Source organism: Kitasatospora sp. NPDC059408, assembly GCF_042751525.1.
In the GTDB taxonomy this organism is placed as follows: Bacteria; Actinomycetota; Actinomycetes; order Streptomycetales; family Streptomycetaceae; genus Kitasatospora.
Window position 1 is genome coordinate 16,041 of sequence record NZ_JBHYWI010000042.1, and the last position, 23,584, is coordinate 39,624.

The 23,584-nt window shown below is 72.5% G+C and carries 23 protein-coding genes, 1 tRNA gene and 1 pseudogene; 12 read left to right on the forward strand and 13 right to left on the reverse strand.

Annotation, left to right across the window (positions count from 1 at the left end):
• The first annotated feature begins 226 nt into the window (after positions 1-226).
• The gene (locus ACFXDE_RS25880; protein ID WP_380440717.1) at positions 227-1,534 is read left to right on the forward strand and encodes a M18 family aminopeptidase; all 1,308 of its coding nucleotides are present in this window, start codon (positions 227-229) and stop codon (positions 1,532-1,534) included.
• 66 nt (positions 1,535-1,600) lie between these two features.
• Here ACFXDE_RS25880 and ACFXDE_RS25885 read toward each other — a convergent pair whose 3' ends face one another.
• The 3 genes and pseudogenes from ACFXDE_RS25885 to ACFXDE_RS25895 all read right to left on the reverse strand — a co-directional run.
• Entirely contained in the window at positions 1,601-3,421 is a 1,821-nt protein-coding gene (locus ACFXDE_RS25885) for an NHL domain-containing thioredoxin family protein (protein WP_380497148.1), read from the reverse strand.
• Between the two features lie 68 nt (positions 3,422-3,489).
• On the reverse strand, positions 3,490-4,002 hold the full coding sequence (locus ACFXDE_RS25890) for a GNAT family N-acetyltransferase (RefSeq protein ID WP_380497149.1): 513 nt from the start codon (positions 4,000-4,002) through the stop codon (positions 3,490-3,492).
• An 18-nt stretch (positions 4,003-4,020) separates the two neighbouring features.
• A pseudogene (locus tag ACFXDE_RS25895) lies at positions 4,021-4,155 on the reverse strand (winged helix-turn-helix transcriptional regulator); the annotation flags it as partial.
• A 65-nt stretch (positions 4,156-4,220) separates the two neighbouring features.
• Between ACFXDE_RS25895 and ACFXDE_RS25900 the strand changes: the two are divergent.
• On the forward strand, positions 4,221-5,105 hold the full coding sequence (locus ACFXDE_RS25900; protein ID WP_380497150.1) for an NAD(P)-binding domain-containing protein: 885 nt from the start codon (positions 4,221-4,223) through the stop codon (positions 5,103-5,105).
• A gap of 23 nt (positions 5,106-5,128) precedes the next feature.
• Complete coding sequence (locus tag ACFXDE_RS25905; protein WP_380440708.1) at positions 5,129-5,701, forward strand: GNAT family N-acetyltransferase; 573 nt, start codon at positions 5,129-5,131, stop codon at positions 5,699-5,701.
• A 45-nt stretch (positions 5,702-5,746) separates the two neighbouring features.
• On the opposite strand, the gene ACFXDE_RS25910 is transcribed toward ACFXDE_RS25905, so the two are convergent.
• Positions 5,747-6,802: an aldo/keto reductase gene (locus ACFXDE_RS25910; RefSeq protein ID WP_380497151.1), complete on the reverse strand. Its 1,056-nt coding sequence runs from the start codon at positions 6,800-6,802 to the stop codon at positions 5,747-5,749.
• A 178-nt stretch (positions 6,803-6,980) separates the two neighbouring features.
• On the opposite strand from ACFXDE_RS25910, the gene ACFXDE_RS25915 reads away from it, so the two are divergent.
• The 3 genes from ACFXDE_RS25915 to cutA all read left to right on the forward strand — a co-directional run bounded on the left by ACFXDE_RS25915 (position 6,981) and on the right by cutA (position 9,514).
• Complete coding sequence (locus ACFXDE_RS25915; RefSeq protein ID WP_380497152.1) at positions 6,981-7,913, forward strand: hypothetical protein; 933 nt, start codon at positions 6,981-6,983, stop codon at positions 7,911-7,913.
• A 215-nt stretch (positions 7,914-8,128) separates the two neighbouring features.
• Complete coding sequence (locus ACFXDE_RS25920; protein WP_380497153.1) at positions 8,129-9,028, forward strand: class I SAM-dependent methyltransferase; 900 nt, start codon at positions 8,129-8,131, stop codon at positions 9,026-9,028.
• Positions 9,029-9,109: 81 nt separating this feature from the next.
• Positions 9,110-9,514: a divalent-cation tolerance protein CutA gene (gene cutA, locus ACFXDE_RS25925; RefSeq protein ID WP_380497154.1), complete on the forward strand. Its 405-nt coding sequence runs from the start codon at positions 9,110-9,112 to the stop codon at positions 9,512-9,514.
• 35 nt (positions 9,515-9,549) lie between these two features.
• On the opposite strand, the gene metG is transcribed toward cutA, so the two are convergent.
• The 3 genes from metG to ACFXDE_RS25940 form a co-directional block, all read right to left on the reverse strand.
• Complete coding sequence (gene metG, locus ACFXDE_RS25930; protein WP_380497155.1) at positions 9,550-11,277, reverse strand: methionine--tRNA ligase; 1,728 nt, start codon at positions 11,275-11,277, stop codon at positions 9,550-9,552.
• A gap of 134 nt (positions 11,278-11,411) precedes the next feature.
• Complete coding sequence (locus ACFXDE_RS25935; RefSeq protein WP_380440696.1) at positions 11,412-11,630, reverse strand: DUF397 domain-containing protein; 219 nt, start codon at positions 11,628-11,630, stop codon at positions 11,412-11,414.
• Complete coding sequence (locus ACFXDE_RS25940) at positions 11,627-12,481, reverse strand: helix-turn-helix domain-containing protein (protein ID WP_380497156.1); 855 nt, start codon at positions 12,479-12,481, stop codon at positions 11,627-11,629. Before ACFXDE_RS25940 ends, ACFXDE_RS25935 begins: the two co-directional genes overlap by 4 nt.
• Before the next feature lie 308 nt (positions 12,482-12,789).
• On the opposite strand from ACFXDE_RS25940, the gene ACFXDE_RS25945 reads away from it, so the two are divergent.
• On the forward strand, positions 12,790-12,945 hold the full coding sequence (locus ACFXDE_RS25945; protein WP_380440693.1) for a hypothetical protein: 156 nt from the start codon (positions 12,790-12,792) through the stop codon (positions 12,943-12,945).
• A 72-nt stretch (positions 12,946-13,017) separates the two neighbouring features.
• On the opposite strand, the gene ACFXDE_RS25950 is transcribed toward ACFXDE_RS25945, so the two are convergent.
• From ACFXDE_RS25950 to ACFXDE_RS25960, 3 genes are all read right to left on the reverse strand, one after another.
• Positions 13,018-13,212, reverse strand: coding sequence for a DUF397 domain-containing protein (locus ACFXDE_RS25950; protein WP_380440691.1), 195 nt, complete (start codon positions 13,210-13,212; stop codon positions 13,018-13,020).
• 62 nt (positions 13,213-13,274) lie between these two features.
• Entirely contained in the window at positions 13,275-13,877 is a 603-nt protein-coding gene (locus ACFXDE_RS25955) for a GNAT family N-acetyltransferase (protein ID WP_380497157.1), read from the reverse strand.
• A gap of 143 nt (positions 13,878-14,020) precedes the next feature.
• Positions 14,021-15,304: an adenylosuccinate synthase gene (locus ACFXDE_RS25960; protein ID WP_380440687.1), complete on the reverse strand. Its 1,284-nt coding sequence runs from the start codon at positions 15,302-15,304 to the stop codon at positions 14,021-14,023.
• Positions 15,305-15,430: 126 nt separating this feature from the next.
• Here ACFXDE_RS25960 and ACFXDE_RS25965 point away from each other — a divergent pair, with 126 nt between their 5' ends.
• The 3 genes from ACFXDE_RS25965 to purM all read left to right on the forward strand — a co-directional run bounded on the left by ACFXDE_RS25965 (position 15,431) and on the right by purM (position 19,344).
• Positions 15,431-16,276 carry a diacylglycerol kinase gene (locus ACFXDE_RS25965; RefSeq protein WP_380440685.1) on the forward strand — a complete coding sequence of 282 codons (846 nt, stop codon included), beginning with the start codon at positions 15,431-15,433 and terminating at the stop codon, positions 16,274-16,276.
• 255 nt (positions 16,277-16,531) lie between these two features.
• Complete coding sequence (gene purF / locus ACFXDE_RS25970) at positions 16,532-18,112, forward strand: amidophosphoribosyltransferase (RefSeq protein WP_380440683.1); 1,581 nt, start codon at positions 16,532-16,534, stop codon at positions 18,110-18,112.
• 146 nt (positions 18,113-18,258) lie between these two features.
• Entirely contained in the window at positions 18,259-19,344 is a 1,086-nt protein-coding gene (gene purM, locus ACFXDE_RS25975) for a phosphoribosylformylglycinamidine cyclo-ligase (RefSeq protein ID WP_380497158.1), read from the forward strand.
• A 180-nt stretch (positions 19,345-19,524) separates the two neighbouring features.
• On the opposite strand, the gene ACFXDE_RS25980 is transcribed toward purM, so the two are convergent.
• The gene (locus ACFXDE_RS25980; RefSeq protein WP_280674041.1) at positions 19,525-19,782 is read right to left on the reverse strand and encodes a DUF3073 domain-containing protein; all 258 of its coding nucleotides are present in this window, start codon (positions 19,780-19,782) and stop codon (positions 19,525-19,527) included.
• A gap of 395 nt (positions 19,783-20,177) precedes the next feature.
• On the reverse strand, positions 20,178-21,335 hold the full coding sequence (locus ACFXDE_RS25985) for a Glu/Leu/Phe/Val dehydrogenase dimerization domain-containing protein (RefSeq protein WP_380440679.1): 1,158 nt from the start codon (positions 21,333-21,335) through the stop codon (positions 20,178-20,180).
• Between the two features lie 198 nt (positions 21,336-21,533).
• Here ACFXDE_RS25985 and ACFXDE_RS25990 point away from each other — a divergent pair, with 198 nt between their 5' ends.
• Together ACFXDE_RS25990 and bldC are read left to right on the forward strand one after the other, a co-directional pair.
• Entirely contained in the window at positions 21,534-22,442 is a 909-nt protein-coding gene (locus ACFXDE_RS25990) for a hypothetical protein (RefSeq protein WP_380440677.1), read from the forward strand.
• Between the two features lie 497 nt (positions 22,443-22,939).
• Complete coding sequence (gene bldC / locus ACFXDE_RS25995) at positions 22,940-23,146, forward strand: developmental transcriptional regulator BldC (RefSeq protein WP_014137253.1); 207 nt, start codon at positions 22,940-22,942, stop codon at positions 23,144-23,146.
• Positions 23,147-23,495: 349 nt separating this feature from the next.
• Here the strand turns inward: bldC and ACFXDE_RS26000 are convergent.
• Positions 23,496-23,569 (reverse strand) — tRNA-Asp (locus ACFXDE_RS26000).
• Positions 23,570-23,584: the final 15 nt, after the last annotated feature.

Sequence of the window (23,584 nt, forward strand, 5' to 3'; positions counted from 1 at the left end):
TCCGTCGCGCCACCGCCGGCGCCCGCGGCCCCCGGCGGGCGGATGACCGTCTGCGACCAGGGGCGTTCACTGGGTGAAAGGTGCTGGGGGCGACGGTACTTCACGGTTGTGTCTGTGTTTCGCATCCGTTGCGACGTTGCGAGTGCCCTGTCCGTGTACGGGCATATGCTCAGGGTGCGAAGCCGACCCCCATTCGGCTCCGACCCTCCATCGACTCAGGAGCAGTATGTCGCCCGCCGCCCGACAGGCGTTCTTCGACCGGACGCACACCGATGATCTGATCGCGTTCCTCGGAACCTCGCCTTCCCCGTACCACGCGGTCGCGAGCGCCGCCGAGCGGCTGGAGAAGGCGGGCTTCCGGCAGGTCGCCGAGACGGACGCGTGGGACGCCGCGGCCGGTGGGCGCTACGTCATCCGCGGCGGCGCGCTCATCGCCTGGTACCTGCCCGAGGGCGCCGGGCCCGAGACGCCCTTCCGCGTGGTCGGGACGCACACCGACTCGCCGAACCTGCGGGTCAAGCCGGTGCCGGACACCGGCTCGGCCGGCTGGCGGCAGGTCGCGGTGGAGATCTACGGCGGCGTCCCGCTGAACACCTGGCTCGACCGGGACCTCGGCCTGTCCGGCCGGCTGGCCCTGAAGGACGGCAGCTGGCGCCTGGTGCAGCTGGACGAGCCGCTGCTGCGCGTGCCGCAGCTGGCGATCCACCTGGACCGCCAGGTCAACGACGGCATGAAGCTCGACAAGCAGCGCCACCTCACCCCGATCTGGGGCCTCGGCCCGGTCGACGAGGGCGGCCTGATCTCCTACGTCGCCCAGCGGGCCGGCCTGGAGCCGGCCGACGTGGTCGGCTGGGACCTCATGACGCACGACGTGCAGCCCGCCTCCTACCTCGGCCGCGACCGCGAGCTGCTGGCCGGCCCGCGCCTGGACAACCTGCTGTCCGTGCACGCGGCCACCGCGGCGCTCGCCGCCGTCGCCACCGCCGAGGGCGCCGCCGACCTGCCGTACATCCCGGTGCTGGCCGCCTTCGACCACGAGGAGACCGGCAGCGAGTCGGACACCGGCGCGCAGAGCCCGCTGCTCGGCAACGTCCTGGACCGCACCGTCTACGCGCGCGGCGGCTCCCCGGAGGACCGCGCCCGGGCGCTGGCCGGTACCGTCTGCCTCTCCTCGGACATGGGCCACGCGATCCACCCGAACTACACCGAGCGGCACGAGCCGGGCCACCACCCGATGCCGAACGGCGGCCCGATCCTCAAGGTCAACGTCAACAACCGCTACGCGACCGACGGCGTCGGCCGGGCCGTGTTCGCGGCGGCCTGCGAGCGGGCCGGCGTGCCGTGGCAGTCCTTCGTCTCCAACAACGCCATGCCCTGCGGCACGACGATCGGCCCGATCACCGCGGCCCGCCTCGGCATCAGGACGGTCGACTGCGGCATCGCGGCGCTGTCCATGCACTCGGCGCGCGAGCTGTGCGGCGCGGACGACCCGTACCTGCTGGCCGGCGCGATCAAGGCCTTCCTGGAGGGCTGAGCCGCCCGGACGTGCGGAAGGGCCCGACGGGAGACTCCCGTCGGGCCCTTCCGCACGTCCTGCGGGCTACTCCATGCCCGCGAGCACCAGCGGCAGGCGGCGGGCGCCGTCGGCGACCAGCTTCACCGGCACGCCCCAGTCCTGCTGGTGCACGTGGCAGGCCGGGTACTCGATCTCCGGGTCGTCGTCGCAGGAGGCGGCCATCGCCGACACGTGCAGCACGCCCTCGGCGACCTCGCCGGACAGGACCAGCTCGCGCGAGAGGTCGGAGTCCGCGCCCGCGCCCGAGACCAGCAGCTCCGGCGGCGTGGAGCTGACCAGTAGCCGGGTGGACGGACCGTAGCGCTCGTCCAGCTTCTGGCCGCTCGGTGCGGAGAAGACCACGTCCAGCCGGAACGGGCCCGGCGCGACCTCGGTGGCCGCGCGCTGGGTGCGGTGCGCGACCGACTCGACCCGCACCGCCTCCTCGGGCAGCCGCAGCCTGGTCAGCCGGTGCCGGGCCGACTCGACCACGACGATGTCCTCGTCCACCAGGACGGCCCCGGACGGCTCGCGCAGGTCGGTGGCCAGCGTGCTGACCTCGCCGGTCGCCGGGTCGAAGCGGCGCAGCGCGTGGTTGTAGGTGTCGGCGACGGCCACCGAGCCGTCCGGCAGGACGGTGACGCCCAGCGGGTGCTGGAACAGGGCCTGGTCGGCGGCGCCGTCGCGGTGGCCGAAGTCGAACAGGCCGGTGCCGACGGCCGTCTCGACCGTCTTGGTTTCACGTGAAACCCAGCGGAGCGCCGAGGTCTCGGAGTCGGCGACCCAGAGCTTCTCGCCGTCCGCGGAGACCGCGAGGCCGGACGGCTGGGCGAACCAGGCCTCGTCGGCGGGCCCGTCCACCAGGCCCTCGTTGGTCGTGCCGGCCGCGACGGCGACCGTCCCGGCCGCCGGGTCGTACGCCCACAGCTGGTGCACGCCGGCCATGGCGATCCACACCCGGCCGTCGAACCAGGCGACGTCCCACGGCGAGGAGAGGTCCACCTCGCGGGCCGGGCCCTCGGTGGCCGAGCCCTGCCACCACTGGCGGCCGGTGCCGGCCAGCGTGGTGACGTGGCCGTCGGCCAGCCGGACGCCGCGCAGGGCGTGGTTGACGGTGTCGGCGACGATCACGTCGTAGTCGTACGGGTGGCCCTCGGGCAGCAGCACGAGGCCCTGCGGCTCGCTGAACCGCGGGTCGGTGCCGTCCACCAGGCCGCGCTGCCCGTCGCCGATCCGGCGCACCACCGTCTCGCCGTCCTCGGCCAGCTCGACCAGCGAGTGGTGGCCGGAGTCGGCGACCAGGAAGTGGCCGTCGCCCAGGCGCACCGCCTTGCCCGGGAACTTGAGGTCCCCGGCGGTCGGCTCCGGCGCCACGTACGGGCCGTCGCCGCGGCGGAGCGTGCCCTTGGCGGCGTGCTCCTCCTCCAGCTCCTCCACCAGCCGCGCGATCGCGTGCGCGTGGCCCTCGCCGGCGTGCTGGGCGACGACGTACCCCTCGGGGTCGATCACCACGAGCGTCGGCCAGGCGCGCACCGCGTACTGCTTCCAGGTGACGAGCGCCGGGTCGTCCAGGACCGGGTGGTGCACCTCGTACCGGGCGACGGCGTCGACGACGGCCTGGTGGTCGGCCTCGTGCACGAACTTGGGCGAGTGCACGCCGACGATCACCACGGTGTCGCGGTGCTTCTCCTCCAGCTCGCGCAGTTCGTCGAGGACGTGGAGGCAGTTGATGCAGCAGAAGGTCCAGAAGTCCAGGACGGTGATCTTGCCCCGGAAGTCGGTGAGGGTGAGCTCCTTGCCGCCGGTGTTCAGCCAACCGCCTGCGCCGACCAGCTCGGGGGCGCGTACTCGTGCACGTGATGCCATGGCTGTATCCAACCCCATCGGGTGGGGGCGGCATTCCGGGGAGGGTGGGGCAGGTGGTGGCGGTGGGGTCAGGCGGCCGGGCCGACGCGTGCCTGCCAGCGGGTCTCGCCGTCCTGCTGCTCGGCGGTCGGGGTGAGGCCGAGGGCGCGGGCCACGGCGGCGGAGGCGTGGTGGTCGGGGTGGATGTGGGCCGTCACGGTGGTGATGCCGGCGGCGGTGAGGTGGGCGAGCAGGGTGCGGGCGGCCTCGGCGGCGAGGCCGCGGCCCTGCCAGGGCGTACCGACCACCCAGGCGAGCTCGGCGCCGTCCCCGCGGACCGTGGCCTGGACGTAGCCCGCGAGGCGGCCGTCGGCGTGCAGGCGCAGCGCCCAGTTGCCCCAGGTCTCGGCGGGGTCGGGGGAGCCGACGGCGAGCCGGGCGTAGCGGGTGCGCAGGGCGTCGGCGCCGTCCGGGGTGCCGCCGGTGAAGGCGTGCAGGGCCGGATCGGCGAGGGCGGCGGCCATCTCTTCGGCGTGTTCGGGCCGCAGCGGGACGAGGTCGAGGCGTTCGCCGTGCAGGGTGGCGGTGGTGTAGGGGTGCATGGGTCCGTCCGGGGCCTTTCAGTGCGGGTGCGGGCTCGTGCCGAGGACGTGGTCCCGTCCCCACGCGCCGAGTGGCGTCAGTGCCGCGTTGAGGCGCGTGCCGGCGTCGGTCAGCGTGTACTCGACCCGGGGCGGGACCTCGTCGCTCACCTCAGGGTAACCACCCACTTCCACGTGCGTACTTGATCGCCAACGGTGCCGCGAAGAGGCTGATTCCCATGGGAAGCACCGAAGTTGAGAAGACCCCCGGCACCCTGCTCGGGCTCGGCGCCATGGGCACCGCCCTGGCCCGTGCCTGGCTCGCCGCCGGGCACCCGCTGACCGTCTGGAACCGCGGCCCGGCCAGGGCCGGGGTGCTCGCCGCCGAGGGCGCGGTCGTCGCCGCGAGTGCCGCGGAGGCCGTCGCGGCCAACCGGCTGGTGGTCGTGTGCCTGCTCGACGACGCCTCCGTGGCGGAGGCGCTGGCCGACGCGGACCTCGCCGGGAAGGACGTGGTCAACCTGGTCACCGGCACCCCCGCCCAGGCCCGGGCCCGCGCCGGGTGGGCCGCCGGGCGCGGCGCGCGCTACCTGGACGGCGGGATCATGGCCGTCCCGCCGATGATCGGCGTCCCGGCGGCCGGGCCGTACGTGTTCTACAGCGGTTCGTCCGCGCTGTTCGAGGAGCACGCGGAGGTGCTCGCCGTGCCGGCCGGCCCGCGGTACGTCGGGGCGGACCCGGGGCACGCGGCGCTGCACGACGTGGCGCTGCTCAGCGCGATGTACGGGATGTTCGCCGGGGTCGCGCACGCGTTCGCGCTGGTCAGGGCGGAGGGCGCGGTCACGCCCGGCGACCTCGCGCAGCTGCTGGCCGGGTGGCTGACGGCGATGACCGGGTCGATCGCCAGGACGGCGGACCAGCTGGAGAGCGGCGACTACGCCAAGGACGTGGTCTCGAACCTGGCGATGCAGGTGGCCGGGCGCCGGACGCTGCTGGGCACGGCCGAGGAGCAGGGCGTGAGCGACGAACTCCTGGCGCCGTACTTCCGGTTGATGGAGCGCAGGCTCGCGCTCGGCGGCGGTGAGGAGGACCTGGCGGGGGTGGTCGACCTGCTGCGGGGCTGAGGCCCGGCCGGTAACGTACCGGCATGGCTGACCTTGAAGAACGCGCCAACGTCGTCGCGTCCGGTGCCCGGCAGACCGGGGCGGGGGTGCCGGTCCGCCGGCGCCGCGTCCCGGACCTCGCCGAATGCGTCCGGCTGCTGGGCGACGTCCACGCCACCGACGGCTACCCGTCCGACTGGCCCGACCGCCCCGCCGCCTGGCTCACCCCCGAGGGGCTCCTCGCCGCCTGGGTGGCCGAGGCGGACGGCCGCATCCTCGGGCACGTCGCCCTCTCCCGCAGCGCCCCGGGGGACGCCGCCCCGGTGCTGTGGAGCCGCCGCACCGGCGCCCGGCCCGAGCTCACCGCCGTGGTGAACCGGCTGTACGTCGCCCCCGCCGCGCGCGGGCGGGGCGTCGGGGCGCGCCTGCTGGCGAACGCGCTGACCCACGCGCGGGCGCTCGGACTGCACCCGGTCCTCGACGTCCTCGCCACCGATGCGGCGGCGGTGGCCTGCTACCGGCGTCTCGGCTGGACCTGGCTGGGCAGCGCCGACCAGCAGTGGGGCGGCGGACGGACCGTCGTCGTGCACTGTTTCGCGGCGCCCCGGGAGCCGTGAGGGCGGCGGGGGAGCCGGCGGCACCGGCTCCCCCGCGGGGGCCCGTCAGTCCGCGGAGCGGTCCGCGGCGGGGCGGCGGCGCAGCGCGGGGGTGGTGAGTGCGGGCGGCTGCCAGACGCCGTCCGCCCGGTAGAGGTCGGTGCCGGGCGGGACGATCGCGTCGATGCGGTCGAGGGTGGCGTCGTCGAGGACGAGGTCGGCGCCCTTGAGCGCGGATTCGAGCTGCTCCATCGTGCGCGGGCCGAGGATCACCGAGGTGACGGCCGGGTGCGCGAGCGGGAAGGCGACGGCCAGCTCGGGGAGCGTGCGGCCGAGGCCCTCGGCGAGGGCGGTGAAGGCCTCGACGGCGTCCAGCTTGGCCTGGGTGAGCGGCAGTTCCGGGTCGAAGCGGCCCGGGTGGAGGGCGGCGCGGCCCTGCGTGAGGTCGATCGCCCGGCCCTTGCGGTAGCGCCCGGTGAGGAAGCCGCCGGCCAGCGGTCCCCAGGTCAGCGCGCCCATGCCGAGCTGCTGGACGGTGGGCAGCACGTTCGCCTCGATGCCGCGGGCGAGCAGCGAGTACGGCGGCTGCTCGGTGCGAAAGCGCGGCAGGCCGCGGCGCTCGGCGACGTGATGGGCGTCGACGATCTGCTCGGCGGGGAAGGTCGAGCAGCCGAAGGCGCGGATCTTGCCGGCCCGGACGAGGTCGCCGAGCGCGGAGAGGGTCTCCTCGACGTCGGTGGTGTGGTCCGGCCGGTGCACCTGGTAGAGGTCGATCCGGTCGGTGCGCAGCCGCCGCAGGCTCTCCTCGACCTCCCGGACGATCCAGCGCCGGGAGTTGCCGCCCCGGTTGCGGCCCTCGCCCATCGGGAAGTGCACCTTGGTGGCGAGCACGATGTCGTCCCGGTCGCCGCGGGCGGCCAGCGCCTTGCCGACGATCTCCTCGGACTCGCCGGCCGAGTACATGTCGGCGGTGTCGACGAAGTTGATCCCGCGGTCGAGCGCGGTGTGGATGATCCGGACGCAGTCGTCGTGGTCGGGGTTGCCGATCGCGCCGAACATCATGGTGCCGAGGCAGTAGGCGCTGACTTCGATGCCGGTGCCGCCGAGGACGCGGTAGCGCATGGTGGTTCTCCCCCGAAGGTCTTGGGTGTCCCGTTCGTTGCGTCAGAGGCTAGGAGTTGGAGTGCACTCCAACGCAAGCGTCCGTCCGCGGCCCGGCGCGCGGGATCCCCCGGCGGGGGGAGCGGGTTCGTCGGGGCGGAGGAGGCCGGGGCGGGGCCGCGCGGGCGAGCGTGGGGGCATGACGAGGAACGCGTGGGGTGTGGTCGGCTGGGGTGTCGCCTGTGCCGGGTTCGGGACGGGCTGCGCGCTGAGCGGGACGGAGCTGTTCGGGGCCGTCTGGCCGGGCTGGGCGGTCGCCGGGGCGGGGGTGGTCGCGGTGCCGGCCGGGGTGGCGTCGGCCCGGGGGAGGCCGGGGCCGGGGTTGCGGGCGGTGCTGTGGGGGCTGGCCGGGCCGGCGGCGGTAGCGGCCTGGGGGCTGCTGATGGACGTGCTGATGCTGCTGACCGGGGAGGCCGTGGACAGCGGACCGGGGGCGGTGCTGCACGTGCTGTCGGCGGTCGGCGTCGTGCTGCTGGTGGGTGCCACGCGCGTGCGGCCGCCCGCCGGGCACCGGGCTCCGGCGCCGGCTCCGTCGGAGGCCCCGGCGGCCGTTCAACTCACCGCATGGGCAGGCACGTTGGCCTTCGTCCCGTACGTCGTGATGAAGCTCGACTGGGCCTTCGGCGGCAGCTTCGCGGGGATCGACGGCGCCCGGATGCGGGTGACCAACGAGCGCAACGGAGCCTCCGGGCTCTGGCTCATCCTGGAGGACTGGGGGATCGACGCCACCGCGCTGATGGCCGTGCTCGGGGTGTTCCTGCTGTGGGGCCTGGTCCGGCCGTGGGGGCAGGTCTTCCCGCGGTGGACCCTGGTGCTGAGCGGCCGCCGGGTGCCGCGCTGGCTGCCGCTCGCCCCCGCGCTGATCGGGGCCGGCACGCTGGCGCCGTACGGGCTGCTGGGGGTCGGCTACCTGTCGCTGTGCACGGTCGGCGTGACGACGATCCGGACGGGCGACCTGCCGACGCCGGACGACGCGCTGATGGTGGGCTGGGTCGGGATGAGCGCGTTCGCCGTGTACGGGGTGGCGCTGGCGGTCGCGGTCCGGTCGTACTGGCGGCGCACGGGCGGCTGAGCGCGGGGCCGCGGCTGGGCCCGATTTGCGGGAACGGCAACAAAGCTTGCCGATTCGGCGGCGACGGCCGCAGCCTGGCGGTGGAACGGCCGCAGCCTGGCGGTGGAGGTGACCGCGCACCGCGCGTCCGCCGCCGCGCCGACGGCCCGAGCGGGGAGGCTCCCTCCCGTACGCCGCACCACCGCACCGACGACCACGACGATCGGAGACCCCGGATGTCCGGCCACCACCATCACCACCCCACCAAGGGCCAGGGCCACGAGCACGGCCACGACCACGTCCCCGCCGCCGACTTCGACTGGGACGCGCTCGCCGCCCACCTGGAGCGCGAGGCCGAGCTGAAGGCCCCCGCCGTCACCGCGGCCGCCCACTGGCTGCGCGGGCTGACCGGCGGCGAGGTCCGCCGGGTGCTCGACGTCGGCAGCGGCCCGGGCGTGCTCGCCGGGCTGCTCGCCGAGGCCTTCCCGGCCGCCGAGGTGGTCGCGGTCGACCAGTCGGCGGCGCTGCTGGATCGCGCCCGGACCCGCTCCGGCGGTCGGCTGAAGACCCGGCAGGCCGATCTGCCCGAGGAGTTCGGCAAGCTCGGCGAGGCCGACCTGATCTGGTCCGCGAACGCGATCCACCACCTCGGCGACCAGCAGACCGCGCTCACCGGCCTGGCCGGCCTGCTGCGCCCCGGCGGGCTGCTGGCCGTCGCCGAGCGCGGGCTGCCGCTGCGCTACCTGCCGCGCGACTTCGGCCTCGGCAAGGCCGGCTTCCAGGCCCGGCTGGACGCGGCCCACGAGGCGGGCTTCAGCACGATGCGCGCCGAACTGCCGGGCGCCACCGAGGAGATCGAGGACTGGCCGGCCATGCTCGGCCGGGCCGGCCTGACCCCGACCGGCACCCGGACCTTCCTGATCGACCACCCGGCCCCGCTCGCCGCCCCCGCCCGCCAGCACCTGCACGCCCAGCTCGCCCGCCTGCACGACCAGCTCGCCGACCACCTGGACCCGCAGGACGCGGCGACGCTGGCGGCCCTGCTGGACGAGGACGCCCCGACCGGGATCCTGCACCGGACGGACGCCTTCTACCTGTCCGCGATGACGGTCCACACCGCCCGCGCGGCCCGGTAGCCCCGGAGCCCCCCGGGGTGGCGCCGGGACGCCGGTGCCGCCCCGGGGACCAACGCGTCCGGGGACCGGTACCGTCGCCACATGACCGCCGACGAGCACGAGAACGAGCACGAGAACGAGCCCGGAACCGGGCTCGGAACCGAGCACGCGGACGACCCCGGAACCGCGCCCGGCTTCGTCGTCGTGACGACCACCCACGAGACCGAGGACCTGGCCCGGGCCCTGGCGTCCGCCGCCGTCCGCGAGCGGCTGGCCGCGTGCGCGCAGGTGTACCCGGTCCGGTCCGTCTACCGGTGGGAGGGCGAGGTGCAGGACGCCGAGGAGTGGCGGATCGACCTCAAGACGAGGGCCGGACTCGCCGACCGGCTGAGTGCGTTCCTCACCGCGCGCCACGCGTACGAGACGCCCGAGGTGATCGCCGTCCCGGTGGTCGCGGGCAGCCCCGGCTACCTCGCGTGGGTCACCGCCGAGACGGCCGCTCCCTGACGCCCCGCGTTCCCCGGGAGTCCGCCCGCGAGCCCCTACTCGCCGCCGAAGCGCGTCGTCCACGCCGCCAGGTCGTCGTCGGTGATCTTGGCGAACAGCACCGGCGGCACGGTGAACCCCGTCCCGGCCGGCACCAGGTCGAGCGACCGCGCCTCCTCCGGGGCGACCCAGCGCCGGGACGCCGCCGGGGAGTCGTCGGCCACGGCGAACGCGCCGCGCATCGCCGCCGCGGTGGCCGGGACGAACGGCTCCGACACCACCGCGTACAGGTGGATCAGGTTCATCGCCGTGCGCAGCGTCAGCGCCGCCGCCTCCGGGTCGGTCTTCACCTGGAGCCACGGCGCCTTCTCGTCCAGGTACGCGTTGCCGGCGCTCCACAGGGCGCGCAGGGCCTGCGCCGCCTTGCGGAAGTTGAGCGCGTCGAGCTGCGCCTCGTACTCGGCGAGGAGGCCGGCGACCTGCGCGCCGAGCCGCTCCTCCGCCTCGCCGGCGGCGTGCCCGCCGGGGACGTCGTCGCCGAAGCGCTTGCGGCTGAAGGTCAGCACCCGGTTGACGAAGTTGCCGAGGGTGTCGGCGAGGTCCTTGTTGACGACGGCGGCGAAGAGGTCCCAGGTGAAGCTGGAGTCGTCCGACTCGGGCGCGTGCGCCATCAGGAAGTAGCGCCAGTAGTCGGCCGGCAGCAGCTCCAGGGCGACGTCGGTGAAGATGCCGCGCTTCTGGCTGGTGGAGAACTTCCCGCCGTAGTACGTCAGCCAGTTGAAGGCCTTGACCTGGTCGACCTTCTTCCACGGGCGGCGCGAGCCGAGGATCGTCGCCGGGAACATCACGGTGTGGAACGGGACGTTGTCCTTGGCCATGAACTCGGTGTAGCGGACGGCGTCGTCGGCCTCGTACCACCAGGACTTCCAGTCCCGCAGCTGCCCGGCCGGGGCCGCGTCCGCCCACTCCTTGGTGGCGCCGATGTACTCGATCGGGGCGTCGAACCAGACGTAGAACACCTTGCCCTCGGCGGCCAGCTCCGGCCACACGTCGGCCGGCACCGGGACGCCCCACTCCAGGTCACGGGTGATCGAGCGGTCCTGCAGGCCCTCGGTGAGCCACTTGCGGGCGATCGACGAGGCGAGCACCGGCCAGTCGTCGGCGTGGGCCGAGATCCACTCCTCGACCTCATCGGTCAGCTTCGACTGGAGCAGGAACAGGTGCCTGGTCTCCCGCACCTCCAGGTCGGCGCTGCCGCTGATGGCCGAGCGCGGCTCCAGCAGGTCGGTCGGGTCCAGCACGCGCGTGCAGTTCTCGCACTGGTCGCCGCGGGCCTTGTCGTAGCCGCAGTGCGGGCAGGTGCCGACGATGTAGCGGTCCGGCAGGAAGCGGCCGTCGGCGTTGGAGTACACCTGGCGGATCGCGCGCTCCTCGATGAAGCCGTTGCGCTGGAGCTCGCGGGCGATCTCCTGGGTGATCTCCCGGTTCTGCGGCGAGGAGCTGCGGCCGAAGTGGTCGAAGGAGAGGCCGAAGCCGTCGTACACCGCGCGCTGCGCGTCGTGCGCCCGTGCGCAGAACTCGGCGACCGGCAGTCCGGCCTCCTGCGCGGCGAGTTCGGCGGGCGTGCCGTGCTCGTCCGTCGCGCAGATGTACAGCACCTCGTGGCCGCGCTGGCGCAGGTAGCGGGAGTAGACGTCCGCCGGGAGCATGGACCCGACCATGTTGCCCAGGTGCTTGATCCCGTTGATGTACGGAAGGGCGCTGGTGATCAGGTGCCGAGCCATCCTGGGATGCTCCGATTTCTCCCGCACGCGCACCCCGCCCGGGGTGCCGTGCCAGGCGCAGGGTTCCACTGTGGGTGCCAAAGCCTACCGTCGCGGGTGCGGCCGGACCGTGGATTAACGGCGCGCCCCGGCGGTCAGGGCGCGCCCGGCGCCTGGAACCCGCCGAAGTCGCCGTGGCGGTCGAACTCCCCGGCCTTCACCCCCCGCACGAAGGCCGCCCACTTGCGCGGGGTGGTGCGCACGACGACCTCGGCGCTCTCCGACTCGCGGATCTCCACCAGCCCGTCGGCGGTGCGGATCTCGACGCACTCGTTGGCCTCGGCGCTCGCCGAGGACTTCTGCCAGCTGTTCATGAGGACGCTGTCTTCAGTATGGTCCGGATGAACTCCCGTGATTCGTCGGCGCCGAGGGCGATCGCGTCGGTCTCCGTCCTGATCTCGCGGTAGGCCCGCAGGTCGGCCTCGGTGTGCACGAACTTCGGCCCCTGCGAGAGGTCGATCTGGACGGTGTCGAGCTCCGGAACGGGCCCGCAGGCGAGGTACATGCTCTCCCCGGAGCCGGGGAACGTGTCCACGCTGAACGGGATCGCGCGGATCTCCACGCCGGGGCGCTCGGAGTCCTCCAGCAGGCTGAGCAGTTGGTCGCGCAGCACGACCGGGCCGCCGAACTGCATGCGCAGCGCGGACTCGTGGACGAAGGCGGTGTACGGCTTCGGCCGTTCGACCAGGACGCGCTGGCGCTGGATCCGGAACGCCGTGCGCACGTCGGTCTCCTGCCGGGGCAGCGGCGGGCGCAGGCGCGCGAACACGGCGTTGGCGTAGGCGGAGGTCTGCAGGAGCCCGGGGATGAAACTGGTGTGCAGGATGGTGAGCGACTCGGCGTGGTGCTCCATCTCCGCGATGTCGATGATCCCGCTCGGGATGCGCCCGCGGTAGCCGTCCCACCAGTACTTGCGGCGGTCCTGGGTCATCGTGAGCAGCGCGTCGAGGTAGCGGCCACCGGTGAGGCCGCAGGTGCGCGCCCAGGCCCGGAGCCGGTCGGCGCTGATGCCGGACTTCCCGTTCTCCATCTGGGAGATCTTGGGCAGGTCGGTGCCCAGGGCGGCGGCCAGGGTCTTGGGCGTCACGCCCACGCGTTCGCGCATCTTGCGCAGCTCGATGCCAAGGCGCTGCTGGCGCACGGTCGGCGACAAGCGGGGTGGCATGACTCTCTTCTCCGGGTCGCGGGGTCCGTCGATGCTTCCGGTGAAGTGTGCCGTGCAAACCGGACCCTAGCTACCGAAACGGGGGATACCCCACGATGGAGTGAACGTCCACTCTCTCGGTAGCAAGTCTTGTACTTCGACCCTAGGGTCGAAGCCGAGTCACTCGCCGACCGGTTGTCGCCCACGGCCCGTCAAGCGGCCCTGAATCCCGACCAGATGAACGGCCGGCAGGCTCGCCATCCCCGACCGGAGACACCCATGCCGCTTCCGTCGCCCCTCCGTCGTTCCCGACGCGTCCCGGTGAGCCGGTGAACGCTCTGATCGTCGCCGGCCTCTCCCTCCTGCTGCTCGCCGTGCTGTTCGTCGGCTGGCTGGTCTGGCTGGTCAACGTCCAGCCCAGGGAGCCCCGTTCGGCGAAGCCGGAGTTCGCCGCCCGGCACTCCCGCTCCGCCGACGAGAACTAGACGAGAACCAGACGAGAACCAGTGGCCGGCGCCCGCGGGGCGCCGGCCACCCGACCGGCCGTCGTCGTACCGTCAGACGTCGGCCACGAAGTGGTCGAACTCCCCGGCCTGGACGCCGAGGAGGAAGGCCTCCCACTTCTCCGGAGTGGTGCGGACGACGACGCCGCTCCCGTCCGACTCGCGGATCTCGACGACGCCGTCGACGAACCGCACCTCAAGGCACTCGCCGGACGGGTCGCCGGTGGAAGGCCGCTGCCAGTCGCTCATGGTGGCTCCTCGGTGAAGGCTCGGGTCTGCGCCCCAGCTTGCCACCGGGAGCCGCGCGGCCGTCAGCCGCGGGCGAGCCGTTCGACCAGCCGGGCCTCGGCGGCGGGCCACTCGTCGGCGAGCATCGAGAAGTAGGCGCTGTCCCGCCAGACCCCGTCGGCACGCAGGCGGTCGCGGCGGAAGGTGCCCTCGTACTGGGCGCCGAGCCGCAGGATCGCGTTGCGGGAGCGGTCGTTGAGCGCGTCGGTCTTCCACATGACCCGGCCCATGCCCAGCTCGCCGAAGGCGTAGCGCAGGAGCAGCAGCTTCGACTCGGAGTTCACGGCCGAGCGCCACACCGAGCGGGCGTACCAGGTGCCGCCGATCTCGACGAGCTCGTGCGTCGCGCTGAAGTCGTAGAAGCCGGTGATGCCGACGGCCCTGCCGCTCGCCAGGTCGATCACGGCGAACTTCACCGCCGTGCCGGCCGCCACCTCCCCGATCCGGTGCTCGATGATCCCGCCCAGTTCCTCCTCGCTCTGCGGCGGGAGGAAGGGGATCCAGCGCCAGACGTCCGGGTCGGGGCCGACGGCGGCCCAGAGCTCGGGGACGTGGTGGCGCCCGAGGGGCTCCAGGCGGACGTGGCGGCCGGTCAGGGTGACGGGCTCGGGCAGCTTCGCGGTCATGACCCGAACGTACTGCCGAACTGCACTAGATGCAACGGAGTTATGTCCTAGTGCAAAAGCCCGGGGCAAACGGAAGGGGCCCTGCGGGATCGCTCCCGCAGGGCCCCTCGGGCCGGTGGTCCGGACGGCGGTCCGGAGCCGGATCAGATGAACGAGTTGATCTGGATCGTCTCGTCACGGCCCGGGCCGACGCCGATGGCGGAGATCGGCGCGCCCGACATCTCCTCCAGCGCCTTCACGTAGGCCTGCGCGTTCTTCGGCAGCTCGGCGAAGGTCTTCGCCTTGCTGATGTCCTCGGTCCAGCCCGGCAGCGTCTCGTAGATCGGCTTGGCGTGGTGGAAGTCCGACTGGTTGTAGGGGAGCTCCTCGACCCGGCGGCCGTCGATCTCGTACGCGACGCAGACCGGGATCTGCTCCCAGCCGGTCAGGACGTCGAGCTTGGTGAGGAAGAAGTCGGTGAGGCCGTTGACCCGGGTCGCGTAGCGCGCGATCACGGCGTCGAACCAGCCGCAGCGGCGGTCGCGGCCGGTGGTCACGCCGCGCTCGCCGCCGATGCGGCGCAGCGCCTCGCCGTCCGCGTCGAGCAGCTCGGTCGGGAACGGGCCGGAGCCGACGCGGGTCGTGTACGCCTTGAGGATGCCGATGACCCGGTCGATCTTGGTGGGGCCGATGCCGGCGCCGGTGCAGGCGCCGCCCGAGGTCGGGTTCGACGAGGTCACGAAGGGGTACGTGCCGTGGTCGACGTCGAGCAGGGTGCCCTGGCCGCCCTCCAGCAGGACGACCTTGTTCGCCTTGAGGGCCTGGTCCAGGACGAGGGTGGTGTCGGCGAGGAAGGGCTTGATCTTGTCCGCGTAGCCCAGGTACTCCTCGACGACCAGCTCGGCCGGGACGGCGCGGCGGTTGTAGAGCTTGACCAGGATCTGGTTCTTGTCGTGCAGCGCCGCCTCGATCTTCTGGCGCAGGATCGACTCGTCGAACAGGTCCTGGACCCGGATGCCGACGCGGTTGATCTTGTCCGCGTAGGTCGGGCCGATGCCGCGGCCGGTGGTGCCGATCCGGCGCTTGCCGAGGAAGCGCTCGGTGACCTTGTCCAGGGTGCGGTGGTACGGCGTGATCAGGTGGGCGTTGCCCGAGATCAGCAGCTTCGAGGTGTCGATGCCGCGCTCGTTGAGGCCGGCCAGCTCGGAGAGCAGCACGCCCGGGTCGATCACGACGCCGTTGCCGATCACCGGCGTCACGTTCGGGCTGAGGATGCCGGAGGGGAGCAGGTGCAGGGCATACTTCTGGTCGCCGATGACCACCGTGTGACCGGCGTTGTTGCCGCCCTGGTAGCGGACGACGTAGTCGACGGAGCCGCCGAGGAGGTCGGTCGCCTTCCCCTTGCCCTCGTCCCCCCACTGAGCGCCAACGAGCACGAGTGCCGGCACAGGCGTACACCCCTTCCGGTTGGGGCATCCTGCGTAGGCCGCAGTCTGCCCCGAGATAGACGAAGCCCCTGGCGCAGTAGCGCAAGGGGCTCTTGCACCGAGAGATTACCTGAGGAAGGACCGGTCGTGTCGTCCCTGTCCACGCCTGCAACCGGCGGCTCCGAGCCGCTCCTGCTGCTCCTCGACCCGGTGGCCCGGCAGACCGACGGGGAGTCGGTGCGGATCGCGAAGGACGTGCTCTGCGGAGGTGCGGACGTCAAGGTGGCGTACCCGGAGAGCCCTTCCGAACTCGATCGGGTGCTTTCGCACCGGGGTCGGCGGCGACCGGTGGTGATCGGTTCCGATCTCGCCCTGCAGCGGGTGCTCCAGGCCCTGCACCGGCACCGTGAGCTGGGCACGGATCCGGTGGGCATGGTTCCGGTCGGCCGCTCGGAGGAGCTGGCGGCGGCCCGCGCGCTCGGGGTCCCGGGCGAGCCGGTGCCGGCCGCGCGGGCGGTGCTGTCGGGGACGCCGCGCAAGCTCGACCTGCTGGTCGACGACGGCGGCGGGGTCGCGCTGGGCGGGGTGCGGATCGCGGGTGCGGGAGCCCGGCGGCTGATCGGCCGTCCGGGCGGCTGGCGTTCGCTATGGGCGAAACTGGCTGCGGCCGAGCAGGGGAACGCACTCACCGTCGAGGCCGCCGAGCAGAGCTCCCGGATCCGGGTCGAGGCCGACGGCCGGCTCCTCGCGGACGTCCACCGGCCGGTCCGGCTGGTGCAGGTCTCCCTCCCCTTCGGCGCGTCGGACGGTTCGGGCGTCATGGAGGTCGTCGTCCGCGCGCCCGGCGCCCTGGTGCGCGCCCGCGCCGCGAGCGTCTCGGTGGCCGGCCGCGGCTTCGGCTACGAGGTCGACGGCCGCCCGGTCGGCCCGGTCCGCGCCCGCACCTGGACGGTCCACCCGGGTGCGTGGGGCCTGCTGCTGCCGGCGGCGTGAGGGTGCCCGGTGACGCCTTCGTGAACTCCGGGTGAGCAGGCTCACGTTCGCCCCGGTCCCGAGGACCGGCCCTTCGCACCCGGAATGCCCCAACAGGCGCGAACCACAAGGCCATCCCCGGCCCGCGGGAATTCCCCCGGGTCGAAATACCCACCCGGTAAGGGGTTTTGTCTACGCGCGTTGCCGAACGATCGCCCAACAATCCCGGCATCCCGGGTTCCGGAAGCCTGTGCCAACTGCCCTAGACTCGAAGGCGTGCCACGTGGTGACGGAAGACTCAACCACGATCTTCTTCCCGGCGAGAAAGGCCCCCAGGACGCTTGCGGCGTCTTCGGTGTCTGGGCTCCCGGCGAGGAGGTCGCCAAGCTCACGTTCTTCGGCCTTTACGCCCTGCAGCACCGCGGTCAGGAATCCGCGGGCATCGCAGTGAGCAACGGCTCCCAGATTCTCGTCTTCAAGGACATGGGACTCGTCTCCCAGGTCTTCGACGAGGCCTCCCTGGGGTCGTTGCACGGGCATATCGCCGTCGGACACGCCCGCTACTCGACCACCGGTTCCTCGGTCTGGGAGAACGCCCAGCCGACCTTCCGCGCGACCGTCCACGGTTCGCTGGCCCTCGGGCACAACGGAAACCTGGTGAACACCGCCGAACTGGCGGCCATGGTCGCCGAACTGCCGGGCGAGGAGCACGTCTCCCGCTCCGGCCGGACCGCCGCGACCAACGACACCGACCTGGTGACCGCGCTGCTCGCCGGCCACCCGGACCTCTCCATCGAGGAGACGGCCAAGGTCGTGCTGCCGAAGGTCAAGGGCGCGTTCTCGCTCGTCTTCATGGACGAGCACACCCTCTACGCCGCCCGCGACCCGCAGGGCATCCGCCCGCTGGTGCTCGGCCGGCTGGAGCGCGGCTGGGTGGTCGCCTCCGAGACCGCGGCGCTGGACATCTGCGGCGCCTCGTTCATCCGCGAGGTCGAGCCCGGCGAGCTCATCGCCATCGACGAGAACGGCATGCGCAGCTCCCGCTTCGCCGAGGCGAAGCCCAAGGGCTGCGTGTTCGAGTACGTCTACCTGGCCCGCCCGGACACCAGCATCGCCGGCCGCAACGTCCACCTCTCCCGCGTGGAGATGGGCCGCCGGCTGGCGAAGGAGGCCCCGGTCGAGGCCGACCTGGTGATAGCGACGCCCGAGTCCGGCACCCCCGCCGCGATCGGCTACGCCGAGGCCAGCGGCATCCCGTACGGCTCCGGCCTGGTGAAGAACGCCTACGTCGGCCGCACCTTCATCCAGCCCAGCCAGACCATCCGCCAGCTCGGCATCCGGCTCAAGCTGAACCCGTTGCGCGAGGTCATCCAGGGCAAGCGCCTGGTGGTCGTGGACGACTCGATCGTCCGCGGCAACACCCAGCGCGCGCTGGTGAAGATGCTGCGCGAGGCCGGCGCCGCCGAGGTCCACATCCGGATCTCCTCGCCGCCGGTGAAGTGGCCCTGCTTCTTCGGCATCGACTTCGCCACCCGCGCGGAGCTGATCGCCAACGGCATGACCATCGAGGAGATCGGGCGCACGCTCGGCGCGGACTCGCTCTCGTACATCTCGATCGACGGCATGATCGAGGCCACCAAGCAGCCCAAGGACAAGCTCTGCCGGGCCTGCTTCGACGGCGAGTACCCGATGGAGCTGCCCGACCCGGCGCTGCTCGGCAAGCTCCTGCTGGAGGCCGAGATCAAGGGCGGCCAGCAGCCGCCCGCCGTCCGCGGCAAGCCGACCGGCAGCGACCTGGACGGCGTCCAGTCCCTGCTCGGCGGAGCGGGCGCGGCCGACGCGCTGCGCCGCCCGTAGCGAAACCATGGTGGGGTCCCGCGAGCCGGGGCCCCACCGTCGTTCCGACCCCTTCCGCCGTACCGAACCACCCCCACCAGACCCGAGAGGGCCGCACCGCAGTGACCTCCCACCCGTCGCCCACCGCCACCCCCAACGGAGACGCCATGCGTCACACCTCTGACGGCGCCACCTACGCCGCCGCCGGCGTCGACATCGAGGCGGGTGACCGCGCCGTCGAGCTCATGAAGCAGTGGGTGAAGAAGGCCAACCGCCCCGAGGTGGTCGGCGGTCTCGGCGGCTTCGCCGGCCTCTTCGACGCGTCCGCCTTCAAGAACTACGAGCGGCCGCTGCTGGCCTCGGCCACCGACGGCGTGGGGACCAAGGTGGCCATCGCCGCCGCCATGGACAAGCACGACACCATCGGCCACGACCTCGTCGGCATGGTCGTCGACGACCTCGTCGTGTGCGGCGCCGAGCCGCTGTTCATGACCGACTACATCTGCGTCGGCAAGGTCGTCCCGGAGCGCGTCGCCGCGATCGTCAAGGGCATCGCCGAGGGCTGCGCGCTGGCCGGCTGCGCCCTGGTGGGCGGCGAGACCGCCGAGCACCCGGGCCTGCTCGGCCCGGACGAGTACGACGTCGCGGGCGCCGGCACCGGCGTCGTCGAGGCGGACGCGCTGCTCGGCGCCGACCGCGTGCGGGCCGGCGACGTGGTGATCGCGATGGCCGCCTCCGGCCTGCACTCCAACGGCTACTCGCTGGTCCGCCACGTCCTGCTGAACCAGGCCGGCTGGCAGCTGGACCGCAAGGTCGAGGAGTTCGGCCGCACCCTCGGCGAGGAGCTGCTGGAGCCGACCCGGATCTACTCGCTGGACTGCCTGGCGCTCACCCGCGCCACCGAGGTCCACGCCTTCTCGCACGTCACCGGCGGCGGCCTGGCGGCCAACCTGGCCCGGGTCATCCCGGCCGGCCTGCACGCCCGCCTGGACCGCGGCACCTGGACCCCGCTGCCGGTCTTCCAGACCGTCGCCGAGGTCGGCAAGGTGAGCACCCTGGAGATCGAGAAGACGCTCAACATGGGCGTCGGCATGGTCGCGGTCGTCCCGCCGCACTCGGTGGACGTCGTGCTGTCGATCCTGGAGGACCGCGGCGTCGAGGCCTGGCTGCTGGGCGACATCGTCGACCGCACCGACGAGCACGACGGCGGCGCGGCCCTCTACAACGCCTACGAGGGCTTCACGGCGGGCTGAGACAGGCTCACCGCGCCCCCGGCGCGCCAGGTGTGTCAGATGTGACGAGAGGGCCCCTCCGGTGCACCGGAGGGGCCCTCTCGCGTCCCCGGGCCGCCGGCGGCCGACGGCCCGTCAGGGGGAACGCCGAAGACCGGCCCGGCGCCCTGGGGCGCCCGGACCGGTCCGGCGGTACGGCGGTTACGAGCGGCGGGAGGCCTGCGACGGCCCGGTGCCCGGCTCGGTGTCGTCCTCGTCGTCGAGGTCGGCGTAGCGGGCGGCGTACTCCGCGTACGGGTCGTCGTCCTCTTCCTCCTCGATCGGCTCGGGGTCGATCGAAGCGGTGGACGGCGATACGCCCAGCTCGTTGGACAGACGGTTAGCGTCGAACCCGCCGCTGTTGTACTTCAGCTCGCGGGCGACCTTCGTCTGCTTGGCCTTGGCCCGGCCGCGCCCCATGGGTCGACCCCCTCAACGATGGGGCTCACGGCCCCGAGTCTGACACGTGTTCATGATCAGGACCGGCCTGCCCGAATGGGGAGGACCGTCCCTTGGAGCATTAACGGTACCTGTTTCCGCCGCTGGACGGTACGTCGTCGGTGTGACGTGGCGCGCACCGACCGCACCCGCGACCAGGTCTTCCCAGGTCAAGGGAGGTTTTGCGGCGGTTTGCGCGCTGTCCGGAGGTGTCTGAGGTCCGTCGTTCCGGGATCGATTATCCCCCCAAGGGGGACCTCGGATCACCCGTTCGGGCGCAGAAGTGAGAATCCGGTTCCACATCGTGATGCGCGGGGGACGGAGGAGGACCGTCCCCCGCGCACGGAGTGACCGGATCGGCTCCGGACGGGGCCGGATCAGGCGCGGCGGGCGCCCGGGAGCAGGACCGTGCGCAGCGCGCTGATCTCGCGCATCCGCTTCTCGGCCAGGCGGTCGGCGGCGACCGCCGGCGGGACGCCGTCGGCGGCGGCCCGGGTGAAGATCTCCAGAGTGGTGTCGAAGATCTTCGTGGCCTTGTTCTTGGCCCGCTCGAAGTTGAAGCCGTCGATCTCGTCGGCGACCTGGATGACGCCGCCGGAGTTCACCAGGTAGTCCGGGGCGTAGAGGATCCCGCGGTCGGCGAGGTCCTTCTCGACGCCCGCGTGGGACAGCTGGTTGTTGGCCGCGCCGCAGACGATCGAGGTGCCGGACTCGCCGAGCGCGGCGACGACGTCGTCGGTCAGGGCGCCGCCGAGCGCGCAGGGGGCGTAGACGTCCAGCTTCGCCTGGAGCAGGGCGGTGGTGTCGGCGACGACCTCCACCTCCGGGTGGGCGGCGCGGACGCGGTTGACCGCGGCCTCGAACGGGTCGGTGACGACCACGGTGGCGCCGTCCGCGACGAGGTGGCCGACCAGGTAGTGGCCGACCTTGCCGACGCCCGCGACGCCGACCCGCTTGCCGCGCAGGGTCGGCTGGCCCCAGCGGGCCTGGGCGCTGGCGCGCATGCCCTGGAAGACGCCGAAGGCGGTCAGGATGGAGGAGTCGCCGGCGCCGCCGTGCTCGGGCGAGCGGCCCGTCACGAAGCCGGTCTCGCGGGCGATGACGTCCATGTCCTGCACGTAGGTGCCCACGTCGCAGGCGGTGATGTAGCGGCCGCGCAGGGACTCGACGAAGCGGCCGTAGGCCCGGAGCATCGCCTCGTTCTTGTCCTTGTTCGGGTCGCCGATGATGACGGCCTTGCCGCCGCCGAGGTCGAGCCCGGCGAGCGCGTTCTTGTAGGACATCCCGCGGGACAGGTTCAGCGCGTCCTCCAGGGCCGCCTCCTCGGAGGCGTACGGGAAGAAGCGGGTGCCGCCGAGGGCGGGGCCCAGCGCGGTGGAGTGGATGGCGATGATCGCCTTGAGCCCGGAGCTGCGGTCGTGGCAGAGGACGACCTGCTCGTGGCCGTCGCCGGGGGCGCCGTCCTGCTCGGTACGGAAGATCCTGCTGAGCACGCCGGGTGCGGGGTGCGTGGCGGATGTCTGTACGTCGGTCACTGTGGTGACTCCAGTATCGAAGGCCCGCTGCTGTGGTGCGGGCGCCTAAGGCGAAGCGTAGTCGCGTGCCCGTCGACGATCGGCCCTCTTGTCCGAGCTTGTGCCGGTTGTCCGAGGGGTGAGACGGGAGGGCCCCCGGAGTGCGGGCGCGAACCGTTCGGGGGCGCGCCCTCCCGGCGCCGCGCCCCGCGTGCGACCATGCAGGACGTGACCGTCGTCCGTACTTCCGTACAGCCGCCGTACGCCGCCCACCTGCGGGTCTACGAGCCGCTGGCCGCCTATCCGGAGCCCGAGCGGGCGCGCTGGCAGGCGTACGCGGCGCAGCACGGTCCGGACGCCGCGGAGGCCGCCCGGCCGGTGGCCGAGGCGGTGCTGGCGGAGCAGCGCGAGGCACTCGCCGGGCTGGTCGGGCGCACGCCCCGGGCACTGCCCGAGCGGGAGAGCGAGCGGGCCTTCGTGCGGCTGGTGGACGGCGTCCTCTACGTCTGCCCGTGGGCGACCAGGCTGCGCAGCTGGCAGGCGCTGGAGGAGCTGCGGGCGGGGACTCCGGTGGCGCTGCTGGACACCGCGCTGCCGCCGGTGGCGCGGGCCGCCGCGGAGGCGGACCGGGAGCGCTGGCGGGCCGAGCACCCGGACGCCCGGCCGTGGATCCTCACCAGCCGGTGGGAGGTGCCGGTGCGGTGGTTCCTGCCGTTCGGGGAGGAGGACCGCTGCTTCGTTCCGGCGGAAGCGGGGGATAAGGGGGAGGGGGCGGGGCACCGGGCGCCGGCGCTGTTCTACTTGACGCCGATGTCGCAGGCGCGCCGACGGGTGGCCCGGGCCTACCGGGCGTTGCGCGAGGCGGTTCCGGAGGGGGAGCTGGTGCGGGGGGCCGAGCAGGTCGGGCGGTGGCTGGAGGAGTTCCATCCGCGTTCGCTGGTGGAGCTGGACTACGGGGGGCTGGTGCATCTGCTGGGACCGGAGCGGTTGTTGGCGGACCGTTCGGCGGGGGAGCTGGAGGACGGCCTGCGGGCGCTGCGGGCGGGGGACGACGCGGAGGCGCTGCGGGTGTACGGGGAGCTGACGGTGCGCTGGCGGCGCGTCCTGGCGCTGCGGTACGCGAACTAGCGGGCGAACTGGCGTCCGAGCGCCCGTGTATGACTGGAAGGGTCCTTCGGCCCGAGCCGCATGACGAAGGTCCCGGTTCGGGTCAATACCTGTCGAACGTGACACTACTCACCGTTGACGCGAACTTACCCCTATGTGCAAAAATGGGACAACCAGCCCAACTCCACGCGAGCGTGCCCACTTTTGGGTGGTTCTGGAGTCGATGCGCGCTTTGCGGGGAAACGGAGGGTCTGGTCCCCTCGTAACCGGATGTCACTGGCGTGTGACTGTCCGTTATGGGGTGGTCCATCGCCATCCGTCGGCCTTGAACCCGTGAGGGGTCAATTTTGGCGGTTTGGTCGATAGGGCTGGACGGATGGTGTAGTTGTAGACACCAGGACAAGCCGTTCGTCCTATAACCGACTCGGCCCGTCTATGCCATTTCGGGCATCGCGGGCCAAGGTGCAGAATTTGAAGGATAGAACCGCCCTGGTTCGGTTCTCCCGAGGAGGCCGCTCATGACCGCTCGTACCCCTGATGCTGAGCCGCTGCTGACGCCGGCAGAGGTTGCCACCATGTTCCGCGTGGACCCGAAGACGGTCACCCGCTGGGCCAAGGCGGGCAAGCTGACGTCGATTCGCACGCTCGGCGGTCACCGCCGTTACCGCGAGGCGGAGGTGCGCGCACTGCTGGCCGGGATTCCCGCCCAGCGCACCGAGGCCTGATAGGCCGAAGGCTCTTTAAAGGGGCTGCTTACCGGACTCCGCCGGGTCCGGTAAGCAGCCCCTTTGCCATGCCCGGGGCCGGTCGCCGATCTGTCGGAATGTTGAACTCCGGATAACGATTTGATGCCCATGGGGCGGGGGGGATTTACAGTGAATAACTGTACAATTTTACATATTAAATTAGTGGCTTCCGAGCGAGGTCGTGCCGCGCCGGTTGTGGGGAAAACGTAAGTGACGACCGTCACGCGCTCCGTCACTTGTGGTCCAGACCAAGTGCGGGGTAAAGGGGTGTGCGCCCAAAACGCGAGAGGCCCGGAACCTGAACGGTTCCGGGCCTCTCGCACTGCGGCGATCCCGACGGGACTTGAACCCGCGACCTCCACCTTGACAGGGTGGCGAGCTAACCAACTGCTCCACGGGACCAGAGTTTTCTGATCT

Bases quoted from the DNA above. Each gene is read 5' to 3' on its own strand.
- ACFXDE_RS25880 (WP_380440717.1), top strand. From the start codon at position 227: ATGTCGCCCGCCGCCCGACAGGCGTTCTTCGACCGGACGCACACCGAT.
- ACFXDE_RS25885 (WP_380497148.1), bottom strand. From the start codon at position 3,421: ATGGCATCACGTGCACGAGTACGCGCCCCCGAGCTGGTCGGCGCAGGC.
- ACFXDE_RS25890 (WP_380497149.1), bottom strand. From the start codon at position 4,002: ATGCACCCCTACACCACCGCCACCCTGCACGGCGAACGCCTCGACCTC.
- ACFXDE_RS25900 (WP_380497150.1), top strand. From the start codon at position 4,221: ATGGGAAGCACCGAAGTTGAGAAGACCCCCGGCACCCTGCTCGGGCTC.
- ACFXDE_RS25905 (WP_380440708.1), top strand. From the start codon at position 5,129: ATGGCTGACCTTGAAGAACGCGCCAACGTCGTCGCGTCCGGTGCCCGG.
- ACFXDE_RS25910 (WP_380497151.1), bottom strand. From the start codon at position 6,802: ATGCGCTACCGCGTCCTCGGCGGCACCGGCATCGAAGTCAGCGCCTAC.
- ACFXDE_RS25915 (WP_380497152.1), top strand. From the start codon at position 6,981: ATGACGAGGAACGCGTGGGGTGTGGTCGGCTGGGGTGTCGCCTGTGCC.
- ACFXDE_RS25920 (WP_380497153.1), top strand. From the start codon at position 8,129: ATGTCCGGCCACCACCATCACCACCCCACCAAGGGCCAGGGCCACGAG.
- cutA (WP_380497154.1), top strand. From the start codon at position 9,110: ATGACCGCCGACGAGCACGAGAACGAGCACGAGAACGAGCCCGGAACC.
- metG (WP_380497155.1), bottom strand. From the start codon at position 11,277: ATGGCTCGGCACCTGATCACCAGCGCCCTTCCGTACATCAACGGGATC.
- ACFXDE_RS25935 (WP_380440696.1), bottom strand. From the start codon at position 11,630: ATGAACAGCTGGCAGAAGTCCTCGGCGAGCGCCGAGGCCAACGAGTGC.
- ACFXDE_RS25940 (WP_380497156.1), bottom strand. From the start codon at position 12,481: ATGCCACCCCGCTTGTCGCCGACCGTGCGCCAGCAGCGCCTTGGCATC.
- ACFXDE_RS25950 (WP_380440691.1), bottom strand. From the start codon at position 13,212: ATGAGCGACTGGCAGCGGCCTTCCACCGGCGACCCGTCCGGCGAGTGC.
- ACFXDE_RS25955 (WP_380497157.1), bottom strand. From the start codon at position 13,877: ATGACCGCGAAGCTGCCCGAGCCCGTCACCCTGACCGGCCGCCACGTC.
- purM (WP_380497158.1), top strand. From the start codon at position 18,259: ATGCGTCACACCTCTGACGGCGCCACCTACGCCGCCGCCGGCGTCGAC.
- ACFXDE_RS25980 (WP_280674041.1), bottom strand. From the start codon at position 19,782: ATGGGGCGCGGCCGGGCCAAGGCCAAGCAGACGAAGGTCGCCCGCGAG.
- ACFXDE_RS25990 (WP_380440677.1), top strand. From the start codon at position 21,534: ATGCAGGACGTGACCGTCGTCCGTACTTCCGTACAGCCGCCGTACGCC.
- bldC (WP_014137253.1), top strand. From the start codon at position 22,940: ATGACCGCTCGTACCCCTGATGCTGAGCCGCTGCTGACGCCGGCAGAG.